This window comes from Ruegeria sp. D4 (assembly GCF_056534475.1).
Window position 1 is genome coordinate 25688 of the sequence record NZ_JBQFPJ010000019.1, and the last position, 20240, is coordinate 45927.

Genomic DNA, 20240 nt, shown 5'->3' on the forward strand with positions numbered 1-20240 from the left:
TCTTAACCAAGATCCGCCAACGCCGCGTCTATTCGGGCCAGCATTGGCGTCTGCCCGGCCGTTTCAACAATGACGCGGGCTTTGGTCAGGTGTTCGAAGGCCAGTTGACGCTTTTTCCGGGCCTTGTACAGAAGCCCCATGATCATGTCGCAACGGGCGATGTAGTGGCCCTTGTCGTCAAACTGAGGGTTTTTGCGAATTTCCGCGATCATCTGGATCAGCTTCTTCTCGCCAAAAATCATGACCCAGACAACCGAGCGGAAGTTCTTCATGAACACGCCAAGCGAGCTTTCGCCTTCGCCGGTGAGTATGGCCAGATACAATTCGCATAAGAACAGCCGGGCCCAGTCGGCAGACACCTGCGTTCCTTCATCCGTGCGCTTCCGGATCGCATTCTCGACCTGTTGCAGCCCGGCAGCCACCTGGCCGTTCAATGCGTAGGCCACGCCCAGCATTGTCGCCGGGCCCATCGTGAACAGGGTCCATCCCTTTTCGGCGCAGTTGTCTATGTGTTTCTGAACAATCTCGATGGCCCCGGGCTTTTGCAGCGGCACCATGGCTGCGACCCGCGCCGCCTCGGCAATGGCGAGTTCAAATTCCACCTGTGAAGCCTTGCGCGCCTCTTCGGCCATTCGAAGCGCCAGTTCGTGGTCGTCCGTGACCATCGCAATCAGCGCCTTCATCGCGGTTCCGTAACCCAGCGAACGTGGGTCATTCTTGGATGTCCCGATCGCAATCATCCTGTCCGATGCCGCATGCGCACGCGCAACACGGCCCCGGGTCAGTTCGTTCCAGCCCATCGTTGCCAGAAAGAAGTTCTGGATATACGCGTCATCGATCTTGCTGAGAATCTCCTCCACCTCGCGCGAGCGGGCGTCGAATTCCGTGTTTTCGATGGGGGCAAAATATATGGAAACCGAAAGCTCGTTCACCATGGCATAAGCCTGCGAGGCCGGGTCTCCCAGTCGTTTCGCCATGGCGGTCAGCTCCTGCTGAACCCAATGCGCTTCGCGGTATTTGCCGTTGCACACCAGGCAGGACACATAGTGGTGCAGGAACAGCGCGTGATGAGAGTTGTCACCAACCTGCGCAAGAATGGGCCGCACTGTCCCGGCCAGTTCGATAATCGTCTTGACCCGCAACGAGATGTTCGAACAAAGCGCGAAACTGGACAGAAAGCGGGCAAAATGCTCTTTCGTGGCTATATCGGGGTCGCGCTGATACAGTTCCAGCGCGGAATCGAAATACCGGTTGGCTTCGTCCAGTGAATAAACGCCAAGGCTCTTGTCACCTGCCATCACGTTGTAGCGGAAGGCCTGATCTGTCCGATCGGTTTGCCCGTAGTGAAAGGCCAGCGTGTCCGCCGCTTCCTGCAACCTGTTCGCGTTTCGTAACGCCAGATTATCGGCAATCGCAAGATGCAGTTCAGACCGGCGCGAAGAGACAAGGCTCTGGTAAACCGAATCCCGCAACATCACATGTTTGAAAATGTAGTCCGACGAATTAGGTTCGCGATACAGCACATCTTGTGCCTGCAAACGCTTCAGTGCAGCCCCCGTTTCTTCCGAGTTCTCGACGAGTTGCGACAACAGCCCCGGATCAAACCGCCGTCCAATGACGGCTGCGGCCTGCAATACCGGTCGGTCCTCAGCCAAAACCCGCTCCATTCTGGCGGTCAAAAGGCTGCGCATTGTGACGGGCAATCCGCTTTTGCTGATGTCAGCATCAAAACTGGCTTTGCGCCCCTCGACACGCAACGAACCCTGATCCAGCAGAAAGCCCAGAATCTCTTCGCCAAACAACGGGTTTCCTCCGGCCCGTTCCACCAGTTGCGCGGCAAAGCCGTCCGGCAGAACATCGACACCTAGCCGGTGTCGCGCCAGTTGAGCGAAATCTTCGGTATCCAGAGGTTTCAGGGCAACAGTCGTAACGGACACTTCGTCCAGCCATGGCGGCGTGTATTCCGGCCTGCGGGTCTGGATGAGCAGTAGATTCTTCAGGTCGTCCCGAAGGATCAGAGCACGCAGCAGATCCTCGGTCGCGCTGTCCATCCAATGGGTGTCTTCGATCAGAAGGATCACCTGCTCCTTTTCGCAGCGTGCCTTCAACAACAGTGGCAGCAGTTCTCGCGTGCGCAATCCGATCAGAACGCCGTCCAGTCCATCCAGCGATCCGGCAGGCGGCGTGAGGCCCAACAGGTTCAGAAGAAGTCCCAGGTGTTCATCGCTATACTGATCCCAGATCCTGAGACCCGACTCCACTTTGTTGGCAACTTTGACGGGATCATCGCCGTCGCTGATTAGGAAAGCCTTTCGGACAATTTCCAGAATTGGCAGAAACGGAACATGTTGGCCGTCGGCAAAGCAGTATCCCGTCAGAACCGTCGCACCCTCGCTGCCGATCCGTTGCAGGAACTCGAACACAAGGCGGGTTTTGCCAAGCCCCGGCTCGGCAACCAGATCGATCGCCTGAAGCCTGCCTTCCGTCCGCGCCAGCGCCGCTGACATCACATTCAACTCGTTGGTGCGACCGACATAGCTACTGAGACCCTTGGCCATTGAGGCGTCGAACCGGGTGGCATCATCGTGAATGCCCTGCAGTTCCCAGAGCTTTTGCGGAGCCGAGAACCCCTTGACCTCTTGTTCGCCGAAAAAGCTTAGCTCTGTCACCCATTCGACCAGCCCCCGCGTTGTATCGCACAGCAAGGTGCCGCCGGGCGGGGCGAGGTTTTCCAACCGTGCCGCCAGATTTACCGTACTGCCCACCGCGGTTGTTGGGCCATCGTCGCCCTGAACGGCCGCCATCAGGACGTTGCCGGAACTGATACCAACGCGCATGTGGGGGCGAACGCCGAACCGGGCCTCGATACTGTCGGCCTCGGCATGAAACGAGGCATGGATCGTTTTGGCCGCCCGACAGGCCCGCAGCGCTGGATCTTCCAGCGCGTCAGGGATTCCGAACAGGGCCATGATGCTGTCGCCCGCGAATTCGCGCGCTGTGCCGCCATGCTCTTCGACGCCTTTCACCAGCATGTCGTAAACCAGCCGAACAAACTCCAGCGCTTTTTCTTCGCCCAGTTCAGCAACGATTTGGGTATAGCCGACCATGTCCGCGAACAGTACGCAGACCTGGCGCCGTTCCCCCAGATCAACCGGTCGACGCGTTCTTATGTTGCTGACATCCCCCATTTTGACAGAATGTTTACAACACCTTGGCATCTCTCGCCAGCATTAGGCATCACCTTGCCGTTAAGGCAAGCGTGGCTGGCAGCCAAAATGTCACGGGAAATGCCACCGTGGGTTGTGCTCGGCACGCGTAGGTCAGATTTCGTGCGAAACCTTCAGGCAGTGAAGGCCAGTTTCAGCCCTGGGCGCGGCCATCTGGTTTTGTAGATCTTGCCGGTGCTGGACGCCGTGATCCACAGATCACGCATATCCGACCCCCCAAAGCACATGTTGGTTGTAAACAGATCCGGCACCGGGACATGCTCGGTTGTCCCGTCAAGGTTGAACACCGTAATGCCACCATTGAAAATCGTGCCGACGCAAACGCGCCCGTCTTCTTCCACCCTCAGACTGTCCAGCCACTGATATCCGGGCAAGGTTTGCACGACATTGCCGGGCATGCCGGGAATCGGTCCCGCTTTGACTTGCCCCGGTCCAGTGATTTCCATCGCCCAAAGCCTGCCGAATACGGTGTCCGAGACATAGACCGTCTTGCCGTCTGGCGACAGTCCGACCCCGTTTGGCATTGGGATTGTCGCCGCTTTGATCAGGGTTTTTCCGTCGATTGAGGCATAGTACAGTCCGCCATAACGCGTCGACTCTTCATCCTCGATCCCGGTATCGGTGAACCAGAAGCCGCCAGAATCATCAAAGACGATGTCGTCCGGGGCGATCAGCCGCTTTCCTTCGTAGGAATCGAACAATTGCGTGACGGCACCGGTTTCCAGATCAACGCGGTGAACCGACCCGCCCTGATAGTGCGGACGAATGGGAGCGGGAACCGTGATCTGGTCAGGACCAAATGGAACGAAACTGTATACGCCTCCGTTGTTGCAGACATATGCGGCCCCATCAGGTCCGATCGCAACGCCGTTTGGTCCGCCTGGAATTTCGGCAACCTTGGCAACTTTGCCATCCGTGCCCAGTCGAACCAACGTCTGTTCCTTGATGTCGACGAACAGAACCGATCCGTCGTTCATTGCCACGGGACCTTCCGGAAACCCCAGTCCGCTGCATACTTCTTCCAGTTTCAATGACATTCTCAAACCCCCTGTTCGCGCCAGTTCTGTCGACTGTCATAAATTGTATGACGATGAAATATCGTTACTTTTCAATCTACGAGCCCAGCACGTCAAGACAAACCGTACACAAGGATGGTCCTTCCTGACGGGTCCGTGACGTAAGGTAGCCGTGCCAGATGGGTAGGACATTCTCGCAAGACAGGCCTGTACCGCTCACAACCGCAGGACGACCTTGTTCGGGGTCTTGGCGATCGGGGAGAGGTCCAATGCGTCGGCTTGCATCAGGCGCGGAATTCCAAAGCGGGGTTTCCAGTGGCACAAGTCGGGCGAAATGGCTCGCCAGACAGGCAGGTTGAATTCCGGCCTGGTCAGGTCGACAAACGCAACGCGGATCCCCGCGGCAGACAGCCTGTTTCCAATGCTTCGTGGTTCGTTAGGCAAGGGCGACGGGGCCGGCGATGCAGATGATATAGGGGGCGTGTCGATAGAAACCTCGGATAACCAGCGCGCCAATCCCGGTCGTCTGTGCGCTTCCTGTGCGCCGTTCTTTATCACCAGAAACATTTGCGCCATCTCGCACAGCGCGCTGAGCGCAGCATGTCGATACGTTGGTGCCGAAGCAAAACCAAATGCGATATGCCCCCGGGCGCTGACACCCGTCGCGGCCACGCTGGGAACTTCCAAGTCTGTGGTTATGTTCACAAGCGTCGGAACCATGTCGTGGCTTTTACAGCGCTCGATAAATGCTTCAACTTCACTTCCCAGCAGGCGCGCTTCTATTGTGGGCCGCGACCGGCAACCGTACCACCATCGCCCGGTCGCATCGCGTTCTATCAATTCGAACAAGGCAGCACTTCTTGCTTGGTCGTCGGTTTGTCCTGCCGCACAACCGTTTGTGTCTGTTCTGGAAAACACCTGTGTGGACTCGTCATTGATGAAAACCGAGTCTGCCGGAAGCCAGATTGGTTGGCCTTGCAATCCCACGCCCTGTATCCAATCAATTTCCTCGGATTGGGCATCAAGGATTTCATCGACACCGGAATAGTTCGCGTTGAATTTGTCAGGGCGCGACAACTGAGTTTCAGAAAACCCGCAAAGCATGCGGGGATTCCAAACCTCGTCGGAAAGCTGATCTTCCCTGGCATGCGCAGTTACCAGATCAGGCCACCGGCATGCGCTTGCCAGTTCGATTGCCGACCCGACCCCGCTTTCTATTGAAAGTCCGTGCGTCAATCCCCTGCCAGAGCCCACGCGCCCGGCACCCAGTAACGCGGATTCAGGCCAAAGCGGAAAAGCGTTCAGTGATGTTTCGTTGGGGTGGACCAGATTGCAATAGGCCGGCCAGCCATCCGGCGAAACGCGAACTTCATCGAAATACTTTGAAAGTTCATCTATACTCATGAGGCTAATTGTAAAGAATCCGTAGTGTTTCTGCCATAATGGAACAGATTGAACGCATAACGCCTGTTGTTTTGACCCCGTCGAACAGCGCCTCTGCGGATGTGTCCATACTTTTCCTGGACATGGTGTCCTACAGCCGTCGCGTCGCTGAAAACGAAGCCAAGACACTGGACTTCATGTCAAACTGCTTCGATGCGATCCGTATTATAGCGCGCCGATTTCGCGGTGAGTTGGTCAAGACAATGGGCGATGGCGCGTTGCTGTACTTCTCAGACGTGGAATGTGCTGTTGATTTTGGGCTGGAACTTCACCGGATAGTTGACAAACAGCAGGTTGAGGAAGCTGAACCGTTCTTGTTCCGTGTCGGAATTCATATTGGGGAAGTAAGGTTCAAAAATGGGGACGTCTTCGGGCAGACCGTCAATATTGCGTCCCGTCTTCAAAGTATCGCAGAACCCGGCGAATGCATAATATCGAAGGACGTTTTTTCCACACTATCGGACAAGAGCAGCCTTCAGTTTGAATCCATTGGCGTTCCGAAGCTCAAGAACATCACAGCCCGCATCCCGGCGTATCGTGTTCTGGACCCGTTGCAACGCAATCGTTTGACTGATTTGCACCGGTTCACCGGCCTCAATCTCATCGGAACGGACGGTGCCGACCCCGCCGCGACATCGAAACCGCTAGGGACCAGGGCGCGCGGTATTCTGGCATATCTTGCGTTGAATTCGGGCGGCTACGAGACGATCGAACGCATCGAAACGCTGTTTGGCGGTAAGGAAGTCGTCAGTGCCGCGCTCACTGAGCTGGCGGAAAGCGAAACTGGTCTTGATGTTCAGGTTTTTCCCGATAGCGCGTTGATCCATCTTGATGTGGAACTGGATCGCACGGACCTTGGGGGAATGCTTGGCGATCTAAGGCAAAACAAGGTTCCGGAAAGATTGATCCTGGAGGCCAACTGGCCGCAGGAAATCCTTGCAGGTCTGGACGATATTACCCCACTCCTCGACAGCTGGCTCAGGATTACACGCGAGCGCTGGAAATGGTTGCTGCTGAGTGAAATGGAGCGTTTTCTTGAGCGCACCGATCCCGGAAACGAGCAGCGAGAGCAAGTTGCCCAGATCATCCTGTTACAGGAGCCTGGGCACGAAAGCGCGTCACTTGCGAAGATCGAATGCCGACTGGAACACGAAGACCGGGGTGGAGCGCTCGAGGAATTCAAAAGGCTCAAAAAGTTCCTGTTCGAGCATTACGGGATCTCGCCGGGTAAGCGCATTCGGCAGTTGATACAGGCGATACGAGGGAAAGCACCGGCACCGGAACAGCCACGCACAAGCGACATTCCGTCAAATATCGGACTTAAGATAGTCGTACACACATTCCAAGACGAATGCGTGGATTCAACTGCTTGGGAAGTCTCTTCATTTCGAGACGAGCTAATTGCCAACCTCTCCCGTTTCCGCGACTGGTCGGTTTTGGATGGGTCGGCAAGTTTATCGGACTCAACGAGAGCGTCGGGAAACATGATTTACGATGTCGAGGGACGGCGCCACATGTCCGGAGACCAGCCCATGATGGCTCTTATCCTGAAAGAGGCCGAAAACAGCAGGGTGATATGGTCCGAGGAGTTTTGCTTGTCCTCAGAGAACTGGCACGATGTACAGCACGAAGTTCTCCGATCAATTGCTGCCAAAGTAAGAAGTTACATTTCACTCGACCGAATTTCTTCGACACTCGGTACGTCCGCCGGAGGCAAAGACGTCACGGACATGTGGTTGCGCGCCGATCGTGCGCTGATGGAGTGGACCGCAACCGGGGCGGAAAACGCAGATGCGATTTTTCGTGAAATATTAAGAAACCACCCTGACCACGCACCGTCTTTGTATCGTATTGCCTCGATTTCGAACATTCAGCATGTGATCTGGCCCGGCCGGGTACGCGATCAAAGTGAAATAGAAGAGGCGGACAGTTTTGCCGCACGTGCCGTTGCCATCGACCCGCTCGATGCCAGGGTTCAGCGAACGGTCGCCTGGACGGCCGCAATGAACGGCGCTTTTACACGGGCATCGATGCACCTGGAACTGGCTGCCAAACTCAACCCCTCAAGTCCAGCCACGTTGGCCAGTTGTGCCATGGGCTTCGCCTGGTTCGGCGACTATGACAAAGCCAAATCGACCCTGACACAATGCGAAGCCTTGTCCGAATTATTGCCGTCCTGGTGTTGGGCCTACCACGCCTCAACGTATTTCTTCCTCGACAGACTGGAAGACGCCCTGCGGGCCGCCGAGTTGGGGGGCGACAGTATCCCGGACACACAAGGCTGGCTGGCTGCTGTCCATGCCAGAAGGGGTGACATGGATAGAGCTGGACGTGCATTCCAGGCCTTTTGGCAAAAGGTTTCGGAACATTGGACGGCACAAGATGAGGCGACGCCAGAACGGGTCGCCACGTGGTTCACCCAGGCCTTCCCGATCAAAGAGCTATCCGACCAGCAAAAGCTTGGCGATGCAATTCAGGCGGCACGATTGGCGGCTTATTGACAGCGGTTCAGGAAAATTGCTGCCAGAAGATATTGTTTGGCTTCATCAGTGGCTGCGCCAGCCCCCGAAAGCTGGGCAACATGATTAGCAATAGTCCCAACATATGAGTTCACTAAATCAGGATTCTTTTCAGGAATAGGAACAGTCATCTGTTTTGTGTTCCCATTGCCAAAATCTTTTTCGGGCTTCGGTTTTAGTTCTCCACCGGGGTATTCATATTTATTACCTACTTTACTGAGTAATTTGTCGCCCGAGTCTTTGACAAAAAACTGACGCCCATCGGATCCTTCGACATTTGTCCAAAGGTCGTCGAAGAAGTCTTTGTAGCCGTTTGCTCCTCCGGCACCGTGAGTAATCATCCAATGATTGATATGCTCTCCGGCGTCCACCATACCGAGTTTTGTGTCTCCGCCTTTTTTTACAATCACGTGAGTCATTTATTCCTCCTCATTTTTCTCTAATTTAGTGAATAGGTGAACTTGACAATATCTGGCAGTGTAAAGTGTGGATTTGATTCCACCTTTTTTCTAATTAGAGATTTGAAATCTAAGCTGCTGACATTATTTTCAGAAACGCCTAAAATTCCATCCGGATCGCATTCAAGTGCCGCGTGTATGGTTTCCATCACAATTCTTGCTGCGATAGGTCCCAGTTTTCCGTTCCCAATAGCTTCTGCTTCTGCCAAAGTGTAGAACCACAAAGGTGTATTATTTTGAAGAACGCCGAAATTTGGAATACTCGAATATCTAGGGTTTTCTTTTAGGAAGCTTCCGATATCGAATGTGTTACCCGCGCAAACAAGCTCGGCAAGTTCTTGGCCGCTAGGAAGGCCAAAAGACACGCCCCGCATAAGTGTTTGTAATGGAAGGCTGAAATGCTCCGTATCGACATCCAAGTCTGGAAAGTTTTCCCTATTTAATCTGTAAAGCTCTCGGTTAATTCTCGTAGAGATCGGAGCAGCAGAGATTACTTTGTCTTCCTTGCCCTTCAACTCCAAGCCGGCAAAGTGATACCACAATTGCCCCCAAGCCCAATCCAGGTGGCCAGATTTAAGTTCACCTAGGTGCGTGTAATGAAAGAGCGTGCTTAAAGAGGCCGCTTCTTCGGGATATTGGATGCTGGCATTTATTGGCCAAGACAAACCCCACGGGTCATAAACACCGCGAACCATGCTATGCCCAAATCGAAACACAGCCATTGCGAATTCCAGCGGTATGTGGAAGTTTTTGACGCCGTTTTTGGCGACAACGCGACGCCCTTTAGTCATGATCGATTCGTAAATGTTGTCAGGTATAATTCGTGGCAAGTAGTCAGTTAGTACGACGGCTTGAATATGGTGCTTGGTTGACAGGATTGCTTCCTGTTCATTCAGGTGCAATGACTTGGCGAGTTTTTGATGAAATCGAACCAGCAGCACATGCATTTGGGCCAATGCGAGATTGCTGTCAGCACGGGGGTCAACACACCTAGGTTGACCGTTGTGAATATCTCGGGGCAGGTCAAATGAAGGTTCAACTTGTTCCGGAATGTCTTTGTGTTGCCCCAAACATGCTCCCGCCTCACATTTCCATTCAGATGAACTCTGCTCTTGCGCGGGAAGCGTACCAAACAGTGAATCGAAAGTTAGTGCATGATTGCTTGCATTTACCCAAAATCCCTCTGTTTTTTGGTTTTTTTCCTTCCTCATGTGTGTCAGATCGTGAGCCAACAACTGACCAAAGTAAGTGTAGGCGGCAGGTATTTTGGAGATTGGGTCACTTTCATCCAACATAGCATTGGCCAATGCCTTGAGCGTATCCTCATCCGGTCTCGTTGTTGCGCTTGTACTATCTGGTATTAGCTGGCTGTAGTATTTTATCTTTTCCAATCCAGCTTGGCTAAATGTATCGTCGACGCTCTGTCCGCCGAGTGGGACTGCATTGCCGCTTTTGTGTCGTTCCAGGAATTTTTGAAGTTTGTCGACCGTCGTTAATCTGGGCGTGGCTCGTCCGGAATCATCAAGCTCAAGGGCAAGCTTGTTGCGTCTATCCTCGAGACTTTCGAAGAAACGCCAGGACGTGTTTTCTATTTTTTGCGGCGGTTGTTTTTGATCGGGCACATAATGAAACCCACCGCCGTGTGTTTCAACCATGGTACAATCCAATTAACCTACGGCATTATGCTTGCACATATAGCGGCTTTTACAAAGGAGATTCTAGATTCCCATTATTGGTCATTTGTTTGGGGTATCGCGTTCGGTTCGTTTCAACGCGCATTTTACCCAAGGAAAGGCGGTCTGAAGTTTTCGTGGTCCGATCTCCTCCATACCATCTTGGGCGTGCCCGTCCTCGAAGTGAACCGCTATGACCGCGCTTAAGATAAGTGCTCAAACAAGAAGCTTTCTGTCTTCCTGCACAAGATCGCTGCCCAGAATGTCCGCTGAAATCGTCTGGAGCCGTCAATAGTTCGCCGACGGAAGCCCGGCCTCGTTCAGTTATTTACCAAGTTTTCGGCCAAGTCATATTCCACGTTTGTTGTTCCGACATCTCCCATATGCTTGGCAATTTGCTGTGTCAGCTTCTGTTTGGACATCTCAGCAAGCGCTTTTGGAAAACTCTGAAGCTCTTCTTTTCTGGCGACAACTGTCAGGGTGCGCGAGAGGCCGGAGACCGGAAGCTCTTTCAATCGCAAGCTCATGTTCTCCACCAATCCATCAATCAGCAACGTTGGTGTCAAAAGGCTGAACCCCTGTCCGGCAGAAACACAGGACGTAACCATGCTTGAACGGTCCGCCTGAATGACCTTGTCGGGTTCAAAACGCAAACGGCGCAGGTGTTGTGCAATTTGGCGGCCGGCGTTTGTTGTATCTCCGAACCGAACCAAGGGCAGCCGCGTCTGGATCGCCTCAAGGCTATCTGTCGGGCCATCATATGTTTCGGGCAGAACCAGAAGGTATCTTTCGGTCAGAACGTGGTGCCGCTCAAGGCCATCCATGTCCAGAAAAGGATTTGAGGTGATTGCCAGATCCGCTTGCTTGGTCCTCAGCAAATGCTCGTGGTTTCCGCTTTGCCCGGCATGCAAGGTGATATCTTCGACGTTGAACACACGCTGGGCCAGGTCAATCAATGAAGGCGTCAGGGTCGTGGCGATAGAGGCCTGAATGCCGACCCGAAGGAGGGTCAGGGATTTCTGGCCGACGTGGCGCAATTCGGTTTCCATGTCGGAAAACGCATCCAGAATCTTCTGCGCTTTGCTGTGCAGGCGCACGCCCGCGTAGGTCAGCCGGGCCGGACGTGTACTGCGATCCAGAAGCAGGGTGCCAAAGGCCTTTTCCAACGCGGTGATGTGCTGGGATGCCGCCGGCTGCGAGAGATTGAGCAGCTTCGCGCCCGCCCGCATTTGACCTGTTTCCGCAACGGCGACGAAGATTTCGAGTGAGCGCATCAGGCTTGGCGACAGTTTGCGACGATCCAGCATAGCTCATCCTTAGTATAAATGATGATTATACTGTTGGGATTTTCTTGGTTTCCGTCAAGCGCCGGGTCAACAGTTTTGCCATGACACGTTCGCGCCCATCCCGCCGTCGCAGGGCGGCGGAAATTCGCACCTCTGCCGAGATGCGTGCGCCGTTTATTCTGCGAAAGCTCTCGACCTTCAATGTGCTCAGCGAGACGGGGCTGGAGCAGATCGAGGCCAATGCGGACACCATCCTAGCCGAAACCGGGATGGAGTTTCAGGATGACCCGGAGATTCTGAAGATCTTTGCAGATGCAGGCTGTGACGTAAACGGAACGCACGTGCGGTTCGCACCCGGCTTTTGTCGAAAAATGATCACTGCAACCGCGCCCGCGCAGTTCACGCAACATGCCCGCAATCCGGCCAACAGCGTTCAGCTTGGCGGAGAAGCCAGTGTGCTTTGTCCGGCTTGGGGGCCGCCTTTTGTGCACGATCTGGATCGCGGTCGTCGCTATGCATCGCATCAGGATTTCATCGATCTGATCAAGCTGCATCATAGCCTGCCGTGGCTTCACCACTCGGGTGGTGTGGTGTGCGAGCCGGTGGACCTGCCAGCCAACAAACGCCACCTCGATATGCTATATGGCCACATTCGCTATTCTGATCGGGCCTTCATGGGGGCCTTTATCGGGGCCGAGCGGGCAGGCCACGCGATCGACATGGCGCGGATCGTTTTCGGTGAGGATTTTGTGGCCGAAAACGCCGTCCTCTATTGCGTGTCAAACACCAACGCGCCCCTTGTGATGGACAGCCATATGTCGGGTGCATTGAAGACCTATGCTCGCGCCGGGCAGCCGGTTGCCTGCACGCCTTGGGTTCTGACCGGGGCCATGTCGCCGTCCACTGTGGCAGGGACGTTGGCTCAGGTGTTGGCTGAAACCATGGCTGCAATGACTTTGACCCAATTGGTAAACCCTGGGGCACCCTGCATGATGGGCAGTTTCGCCTCGACCATGTCGATGAAGTCCGGCGCACCCACCTTTGGCACACCCGAGGCCGGGTTGATGGTATTGGCGGCCGGACAGCTTGCCCGCAGGCTGAATGTACCCTTGCACACGGTTGGTACGCTCAGCGCATCAAAAGTCCCGGACGCCCAGAGCCAGCAAGAGGCTACCTGGGGTCTGATGATGTCGATGTTCGCGGGCGCGAACCTGATCAACCACGCCACCGGTTGGCTGGAGGGCGGGTTGGTGACCTCGTTCGAAAAAACGATCCTGGATCACGATCTGTGCGGCAAGATCGGGCGTTTCTTCGAAGGCATTGACATGAGCGAGAATGCCCAGGCGATGGAGGCGATCGCGGCGACAGGCCCGGGTCGGCATTTCCTCGGGTCCGAACACACGCAGGCCAATTTCATGTCCGCTCTGTTCCGGCCCTGGACCCCGGATGACAATTCGTTCGAACAATGGCACGCGGCGGGAGAGAAGGATGCCGCAACCCGCGCCAATGCAATTTGGAAAGAGCAGCTTGACGCATATGAAGATCCTGGTCTGGATCCAGACATTGACACGGAATTGCAGGACTATATCGCACGGCGAAAGGCCGAGAAACCCGATCGGGACTATTTCTGATGAGCTTGGGTTTCGGCGATTTCACGCATCTGAGTGTAGTACGGCAGGTGATGCGCCACGTGGTCGGCATATGGCTCGCCAAGCGCATCCAGTTCCGCCCGCACGTCCGTGACCACGGGCGCCTGGATCGCGCCGCTTTGCAGTACTTCGCTATGCCAGCTTTGCACCGATTGCCAGCCATCCGGTACACTGCTGTCCCAGGAAAACGCATGCGCGAGATAGGGCAGCCCGACATGCGCCCAATATCGGCGCAGCGTCGCTTGCGGATCGCGGCGCAGTTGATCAGCGGTGATGACCAAAGGGTCATGTCCCAGCTCTTTCAGCGCGGTGTACAGTCGGTACTGGGCTTCATGTCCCAGTTCCAATCGGGTGAATTCGGGATCCCGTTTAGCATAAGACAGCGCCGCTTCGCCCGGGTCGCGCAGCAAAAATGCGTGGCTCATCTGATGAGTAAATTCGGGATCCAGCGGCAAGGCTTCGGTGACATAGTAAGCCATATCCTTGAAAAACAAGGGGTTGATTGCAGCCTTTGCGCGGATCATGGCCCGAATATCGTCGTATGTCGCAGGGTGCCCGGGTTCGGGCGTGAAACCCGGAAACAGCCGGTCTTTGGTGGTCAGATAGTGATGGTACATGAACGGCTCGTGCAGCACGGTCAGATCACCGCGCTCGCGCATGACACGTTCAAAAGCGGTCGAAACCGAGCGGGGATGGCACCACAAAGCATGTATCGTCATGTGCCGACCCTAAGTTCGGTGCCTTTGTCGCGTCAATGGAGGGCAGCATGACGCGTATCCTGATCATCGGGGGCGGCGCGATTGGTCTCAGCCTGGCCTACCATCTGGCCAAGCGCGGTGCTGAAGATGTCACCGTCCTGGAGCGAAACCAACTGACCTCGGGCACGTCGTGGCACGCGGCCGGGATCGTTGGTCCCTTGCGGGCAACTCCAAACATGACGCGGTTGGCGATGGCCGCACTCGAGGTATTTCCAGCCCTTGAGGCCGAAACCGGAATGTCGACCGGCTACCGCCAGACCTCAGGCTACTGGCTGGCACGCGATCCCGCTCGTCTGGACGAGTTGCACCGGATTGCGGATCTGGGTCAGACGCTGGGATTGAGCCCGCGCATGGTCTCGGCCTCGGACGTACCCCTGACGCAGCTTGATCTGAGCAGTCACGTCGGCGCCCTGTTTGTGCCTGAAGATGCCAATGTGAACCCGGTCGATTTGTGCATGGCTTATGCCAAAGGTGCGCGCGACAGTGGTGTAAAGATCCATGAGCACACCGGTGTTCAGGCCCTCCGCAAGTCGGGCACTCGAATCATTGGCGTAACCCTGACCGATGGAACCGAACTGGACGCAGATCAGGTGGTCATCGCCACCGGTGCCTGGTCACGCGAGTTGGCGGCCAGCGTGGGCGTGGCGCTGCCGTTACAGGCGGTCGAACACATGTATGTGGTCACTGAACCCATGGCCGGCCTGCCAAACCCATTTCCGGTGATCAGGGATCTGGACCGGGGCATCTACATTAAGGGCGACGCGGGCAAACTGGTGATCGGCGGCTTTGAACCCAACGCCAAATGCTGGGACGCCTATGGCCCCGAAGGCGACCGCCCTTTTCTTGAGATGACCGAAGATTGGGACCAGTTCACCCCCTTCATGGAGGCCGCGTTGGAGCTGTGCCCCAGCCTTGAAACCGTGGGCATCCAGCATTTCATGAATGGCCCCGAAAGCTTTACGGCGGACACCCGGCCACTTGTAGGTGAGACCTCGGTTGATGGCCTGTTTGTGGCCGCTGGCATGAATTCGGTCGGGGTGATGTCTTCGGCAGGAATTGGACGGGCACTGGCGGATTGGGTGATCGACGGCCACCCCTCCATGGATATGTGGGAGGTCGATGTGGCCCGGGTCGACCCCGCTACGGCGACTGCCGGGCACATGGCACAACGCATTGAAGAGGCTGTCGCGGATCTCTTTGCCTTGCACTGGCCGTATAAGCAGCCCCAAGCTGGGCGGGGCTTGCGGACCACCCCCTTGCACGACCGCTGGGCTGGGGCCGGGGCACATTTCGGGCTTACAGCAGGTTGGGAACGCGGGCTGTATTACGGCCCGGCACAGGATTATTCCATAGCCGATCAGGGGTGGTGGCCTCTGGCCGAGGCGGAAGCGGCTGTCATGGGTCATGGCACCGCCCTGATCGAGTTGAGCCCGTTTACCAAACTGGAAATCACCGGCCCGGAGGCTCTGGTGGCGCTGAATCGCCTCACCACCGCGCAGATGGACGTGCCTTTCGGTCGGGCTGTCTACACCCAGATACTCAATGCGCGCGGCGGCATCGAGATGGACGTGACCATCACGCGGCTGCGCGGGGATGCGTTTCACCTGACCTCGGGCGTGGCCACACGCAGACGCGACCTGACGTTTCTGCGCCGCCACCTGAAGGGCGACGTCATGGTTCAGGACTTGACCGAGGCGCTCTGCACCATCGGTGTGATGGGGGCAGGCAGCCGGTCTGTTCTGCAAAGCCTGGGAGACCTTCCCGAGATACCCTTTGGCCACGCCGCCACCGCCGAATTGGCGGGCACTTCATGCCGTGCGACCCGCGTCAGTTTTGTCGGAGAGCTGGGCTGGGAACTGACAGTGTCCAATGCGTATGCCCCCAAGCTGTTCGATGCGTTGCGAAACGCAGGTGCAACCCCATTGGGTCATTACGCCGTGGATGCATGCCGATTGGAAAAGGGTTTCAAACATTGGGGGCATGAGCTTGGCCCCGAGATCACTCCGCTTGAAGCCGGTCTGGGGTTCACCATCGATTGGTCCAAGGAGTTTGTGGGTAAAGCGGTGTTGGAACAGCAAAAACACCAGGGGCTGCATCGACGTCTTGTCCTGCTGCAGGTTCGGGGCGCGGCCCTGCTGCTGCATGACGAACCGGTGTTCGAGGACGGCACCTATGTCGGGCTTACAACTTCGGGTGGACGCGGGCCGCGAACGGGGCTGAACCTGTGTTTTGCCATGGTATCTGTCCAGCCGAGCGAGACATTGGACGAGACATGGGACCGAATTTTCACAATTCGGGTCGCCGGGCAGGACTATCCCGCGCAGCCCCTGCGCCGCCCGCCCTTTGATCCCTCAGGCGAAAGGATGCGCGCATGATCAAGGCGCAGGTAACGATCATCGGCGGTGGGGCCATGGGCGTCTCGCTGATGTATCATCTGGTCAAGGCGGGTTGGTCCGACGTTTTGCTGGTCGAGAAGAACGACCTGACCCATGGGTCGACCTGGCATGCGGCCGGGCTTTGCACCCATTTCGCGCACAATCCCACGATTCAGGAACTGCGTGCAACTTCTGTCCGGCTTTACCGGGATATTTTACCGCAGGAAACCGGGCGCGATTGTGGGTTTCATCGCTCGGGTGCGATGCGGATCACGCGCAACCCCGACCGGATGGACGAGTTCCGCCACGTGGCCGGCCTGTCCGAGTTCACCGGCTATTCGCTGGAGGTGCTGACACCGGAACGGATTGCCGAACTGTTCCCCCTGGCAAAACTGGATGGGTTGATCGGTGGGATTTATGAACCCGATGACGGCCACGTAGACCCAACGCTTGCAACCCACGCGATGGCCGAAGTCGCCCGACGTGGCGGTGCCCGGATCCTGCGCAATTGCGCGGTCATCGCGGTTAAGCGCCAGCAGGATCATTGGTGGATCGAAACCGAGAAAGAGACGATCGAGACTGTCCACGTGGTCAACGCCGCAGGCACTTGGGGCTGGGAGGTTAGCCGCATGATGGGGCTCAACATCCCCTCGGTTCCTGTGCTGCACCAATATCTGGTGACAGACACGGTCGACGCCGTGTCGTCCCGGATAAAGGAGGGCTTGCCCGAGTTGCCGATCATTCGAGACCCCGAGGAAAGCTGGTACGTCAGACAGGAACGCGACGGGTTGATCCTTGGGCCGTATGAAAAGGACGCCAAGGTTTGGTCAGTCGACGGTGTACCGCCGGATTTCGGCGCGGACCTGATGCCGCCGGATCTGGACAGTGTCGAACACATCATCATGGCCGCGATGGACCGTATTCCGGCGCTGGAAACGGGTGGCGTGAAATCGGTGATCAACGGCCCTATTACATTCACACCGGACGCCAACCCCCTGATCGGGCCTGCGCATGGCTTGGAGAACGCCTGGCTGCTGACCGGCTCGTCCATGGGCGTGATGGAGGGCGGCGGCGCAGGCTGGTTCCTCGCCCACTGGATGACCCATGGCGCGCCGCCAATGGATGCGCTGGCAGTGGACAGCCGACGCTTTGGCGTCTGGGCGGATCGTGACTATCGCGTGGCCAAGGCCATCGAATGTTTCGGTCTGCAATTCGGTGTGCACTACCCGCACGAGGAACGCCCCGCCGGGCGCGGCTTGCGCCTGTCTCCGCTGCACGACCTGATGGTTCAGCGCGGCGCGGTAATGGGGGCGGCCTTTGGTTGGGAGCGACCGAACTGGTTTTCGGACATGCCCGGGGCTGTGGCCGATGAAACCTTCCGCCGCGCCAATTGGTTCGAACATGTGGCGCGAGAGGTCGACGCCGCGCATAACCGCGTTGCGATGGCAGATTTGTCGGTTTTCTCGAAATTCGACGTCACCGGCCCGGATGTTGTCCGGTTTCTGGAGGCGCTGGGCGCAAACCGCGCACCCGCGCCGGGCCGCATTGGCCTGACCCACGCGTTGACGCCGACAGATGGTGTATTGTCGGAGTTCACCATCACGCGCCTGACCGAAGACCATGCCTACCTTACCAGTGCCGCGGCGGCCGAGCAGATCGATTTTGATCTGCTGACACATGTCGCCGAAGGTTTTGACGTCATGGTTCGAAACGTCTCCGAGGATCTGGCGGTCATCGGTGTCATGGGACCCAAGTCTACTGACGCTCTACCCGAATTGGTCGATATGCCCTGGCTGACCGCGCGCGAGACCCACGTGGCGGGCATCCCCCTGCGCGCCCTGCGTGTGTCCTATCTGGGCGAATGCGGTTGGGAGTTGCATGTCGCCAATAAGCACGCGGCAAGGCTCTTCGTATTGCTTGAGGAAACTGCGAAACCTCTTGGCCTTGGCTTCTACGGGGCCTATGCCGCAAATTCCATGCGTCTCGAAAAGGGTTATCGTGGCTGGGGCAGTGACCTGACGACCGAGCGCAGCCCTCTTGAGGCTGGGCTGACCCCTTTTGTCCGCAACGACCTGCGCACCAAGCTGGCCCGCGACGACGCGTGGGACATGGTGCTGCTGGATGTCGAAGCCGGTCAGGTCGATCCGTTCTACGCGCACACGATATGGAAAGACGGGGTGCCGGTAGGGATCGCCACCTCGGGGGCCTATGGTCATCGCACCGGCAAGGTTCTTGCCTTGGCCTACCTGCGTGACCCGACCGCGCGCGAGGGGCTGACCATCTCGATCCTGGGTCAGCACCGTGCCGCGACCATCCTGCCGGAAGCCCCCTTTGACCCCAATAACCATCGACTGAAAACCGGAGGTTCCAAATGACTGACCACCCCCTTCACACCGACTGGGACTTCTCGAATACCGCCGCGCGACGGGACCGGTACTATGCCGCTTCGCTGACGCGGTTCACGCCCTTCCGCGAGCCCATTGTGTTCAAAAAAGGCCAGGGCCAATACCTGTGGGACACGGACGGGCGGAAATATACGGACTTGTTGGGGATGAATGTCTGTATCTCGGTCGGGCACTCGCACCCACGCGTGGTGGCAGCAGCAAGCGCGCAGGCGCAGGAACTGACCCACTGCACGACAATGTTCTACCACCCGACACCCGCACATCTGGCCGAGGAACTGGCCGCGACCATGCCCAAGGGCCATGACTGGGTGGTACATCTGACCAACTCCGGGTCCGAGGCGATTGATCTGGCGATGACCATGGCGCGTACCTATACCGGCAATCTGGACCTGCTGGCGTTGCGCACTGCTTATCATGGGCCCACTGCCGCAGCGCAGTCGATCACAGGTATTGCCGGGTGGCGCCACCCGGGCATGCCCGGCAACGTCGCCTTCGTTCCCGAACCCAACCAGTATCGCGGCATCTTCGGGCCAGGTACCCAGCCGTATCTGGAAGAGATCGACCGCACCATCGCCACAGCGACATCCGGTCAGGTGGCGGGCATCTTTGTGGAAAGCGTGCAGGGCTATGGCGGCATCATCGAAATGCCGCCGGGCTATATGTCCGGCGCAGCAGATCGCGTGCGCGCGGCAGGGGGGCTTTACATTGCCGATGAAGTTCAGTCAGGCTTTGGCCGCACCGGCGAAAACTTCTGGGGGTTCGAGGCAGACGGCGTTGTCCCCGACATCATTGTCATGGCCAAGGGCCTTGGAAACGGCTTTCCGATCGGAGCGGTTGTGGCCAAAAAACAAGTTGCGGCGCCGATGGCCGAAAGGTTCATGTTCCACACCTACGGCGCCAACCCGACCTCGGCCGCTGCAGCCCGTGCCGTTCTGGCCGTTATGCGAGACGAAGGGCTTCAGGAAAACGCCCGTATTGTGGGCGCGGCGCTGTTGGAAAGGCTTAATGACTTGAAAGACAAGTACAAGGCCATCGGTGATGTTCGCGGCAAGGGACTTATGCTGGCGCTGGAATTCGTGAAAGACCGGGACAGCAAAGCGCCTGACAAGGAGATGACAGCAGAGGTCTTCGAAGCCTGCCGCGCGCAGGGGATCATCCTGTCAAAGTCCGGTCCTTTCCAGCAATGCCTACGGATGGTGCCGCCACTTTGTTTGTCCTTGGAAGATGTGGACCAGGTGGCAAACAGCCTCGACCAGGCGCTCGAAATGGCTGAAGGTACTGCCCATGGATAAAGGATAGCCCTGTGAAACTGCTGAAAGCGGTGGCGCGACAAGGGCCCTTTTGAGGGACCCGCCAATGTCGATTGGCTAGGTGGAGTTCGAGCCTAGGATGTTGATTGGTTCAGGCAAGCTCTGACCGACAAGGGTGCGC

General features: G+C 56.9%; 12 protein-coding genes. 5 read left to right on the forward strand and 7 right to left on the reverse strand.

The window, feature by feature from the left end; genetic code table 11:
* Positions 1-2: 2 nt before the first annotated feature.
* From ACR0MI_RS19695 to ACR0MI_RS19705, 3 genes are all read right to left on the reverse strand, one after another.
* Entirely contained in the window at positions 3-3188 is a 3186-nt protein-coding gene (locus ACR0MI_RS19695; RefSeq protein WP_170612144.1) for an adenylate/guanylate cyclase domain-containing protein, read from the reverse strand.
* Between the two features lie 152 nt (positions 3189-3340).
* Positions 3341-4264, reverse strand: a complete 924-nt coding sequence (locus tag ACR0MI_RS19700) for an SMP-30/gluconolactonase/LRE family protein (RefSeq protein ID WP_170612142.1) — start codon at positions 4262-4264, stop codon at positions 3341-3343.
* A gap of 195 nt (positions 4265-4459) precedes the next feature.
* Positions 4460-5647, reverse strand: a complete 1188-nt coding sequence (locus ACR0MI_RS19705) for a YcaO-like family protein (RefSeq protein ID WP_170612140.1) — start codon at positions 5645-5647, stop codon at positions 4460-4462.
* Between the two features lie 38 nt (positions 5648-5685).
* Here ACR0MI_RS19705 and ACR0MI_RS19710 point away from each other — a divergent pair, with 38 nt between their 5' ends.
* Complete coding sequence (locus ACR0MI_RS19710; protein ID WP_170619232.1) at positions 5686-8187, forward strand: adenylate/guanylate cyclase domain-containing protein; 2502 nt, start codon at positions 5686-5688, stop codon at positions 8185-8187.
* On the opposite strand, the gene ACR0MI_RS19715 is transcribed toward ACR0MI_RS19710, so the two are convergent.
* The 3 genes from ACR0MI_RS19715 to ACR0MI_RS19725 form a co-directional block, all read right to left on the reverse strand.
* Positions 8181-8624 (reverse strand): hypothetical protein, encoded by a 444-nt coding sequence (locus tag ACR0MI_RS19715; RefSeq protein WP_170612136.1) that lies wholly within the window; start codon positions 8622-8624, stop codon positions 8181-8183. The two genes, ACR0MI_RS19710 and ACR0MI_RS19715, sit on opposite strands and share 7 nt — an antisense overlap.
* Positions 8625-8644: 20 nt before the next feature.
* Positions 8645-10318 (reverse strand): peroxidase family protein, encoded by a 1674-nt coding sequence (locus ACR0MI_RS19720; protein ID WP_170612134.1) that lies wholly within the window; start codon positions 10316-10318, stop codon positions 8645-8647.
* Between the two features lie 338 nt (positions 10319-10656).
* Positions 10657-11643, reverse strand: coding sequence for a LysR family transcriptional regulator (locus ACR0MI_RS19725; protein ID WP_480440550.1), 987 nt, complete (start codon positions 11641-11643; stop codon positions 10657-10659).
* A gap of 80 nt (positions 11644-11723) precedes the next feature.
* Here ACR0MI_RS19725 and ACR0MI_RS19730 point away from each other — a divergent pair, with 80 nt between their 5' ends.
* Complete coding sequence (locus ACR0MI_RS19730) at positions 11724-13253, forward strand: trimethylamine methyltransferase family protein (RefSeq protein ID WP_170612132.1); 1530 nt, start codon at positions 11724-11726, stop codon at positions 13251-13253.
* On the opposite strand, the gene ACR0MI_RS19735 is transcribed toward ACR0MI_RS19730, so the two are convergent.
* Positions 13244-13990 carry a sulfotransferase-like domain-containing protein gene (locus ACR0MI_RS19735; RefSeq protein WP_170817233.1) on the reverse strand — a complete coding sequence of 249 codons (747 nt, stop codon included), beginning with the start codon at positions 13988-13990 and terminating at the stop codon, positions 13244-13246. The genes ACR0MI_RS19730 and ACR0MI_RS19735 overlap by 10 nt on opposite strands.
* Positions 13991-14037: 47 nt before the next feature.
* On the opposite strand from ACR0MI_RS19735, the gene ACR0MI_RS19740 reads away from it, so the two are divergent.
* From ACR0MI_RS19740 to ACR0MI_RS19750, 3 genes are read left to right on the forward strand one after another with little or no spacing between them, the layout of a single operon-like run.
* Complete coding sequence (locus ACR0MI_RS19740) at positions 14038-16404, forward strand: GcvT family protein (RefSeq protein WP_480855361.1); 2367 nt, start codon at positions 14038-14040, stop codon at positions 16402-16404.
* Positions 16401-18779 (forward strand): FAD-dependent oxidoreductase, encoded by a 2379-nt coding sequence (locus ACR0MI_RS19745; protein ID WP_170817235.1) that lies wholly within the window; start codon positions 16401-16403, stop codon positions 18777-18779. Before ACR0MI_RS19740 ends, ACR0MI_RS19745 begins: the two co-directional genes overlap by 4 nt.
* Positions 18776-20101 carry an aspartate aminotransferase family protein gene (locus tag ACR0MI_RS19750; RefSeq protein ID WP_170612124.1) on the forward strand — a complete coding sequence of 442 codons (1326 nt, stop codon included), beginning with the start codon at positions 18776-18778 and terminating at the stop codon, positions 20099-20101. The genes ACR0MI_RS19745 and ACR0MI_RS19750 overlap by 4 nt, the downstream gene beginning before the upstream one ends.
* The last annotated feature ends 139 nt before the right edge of the window (positions 20102-20240 follow it).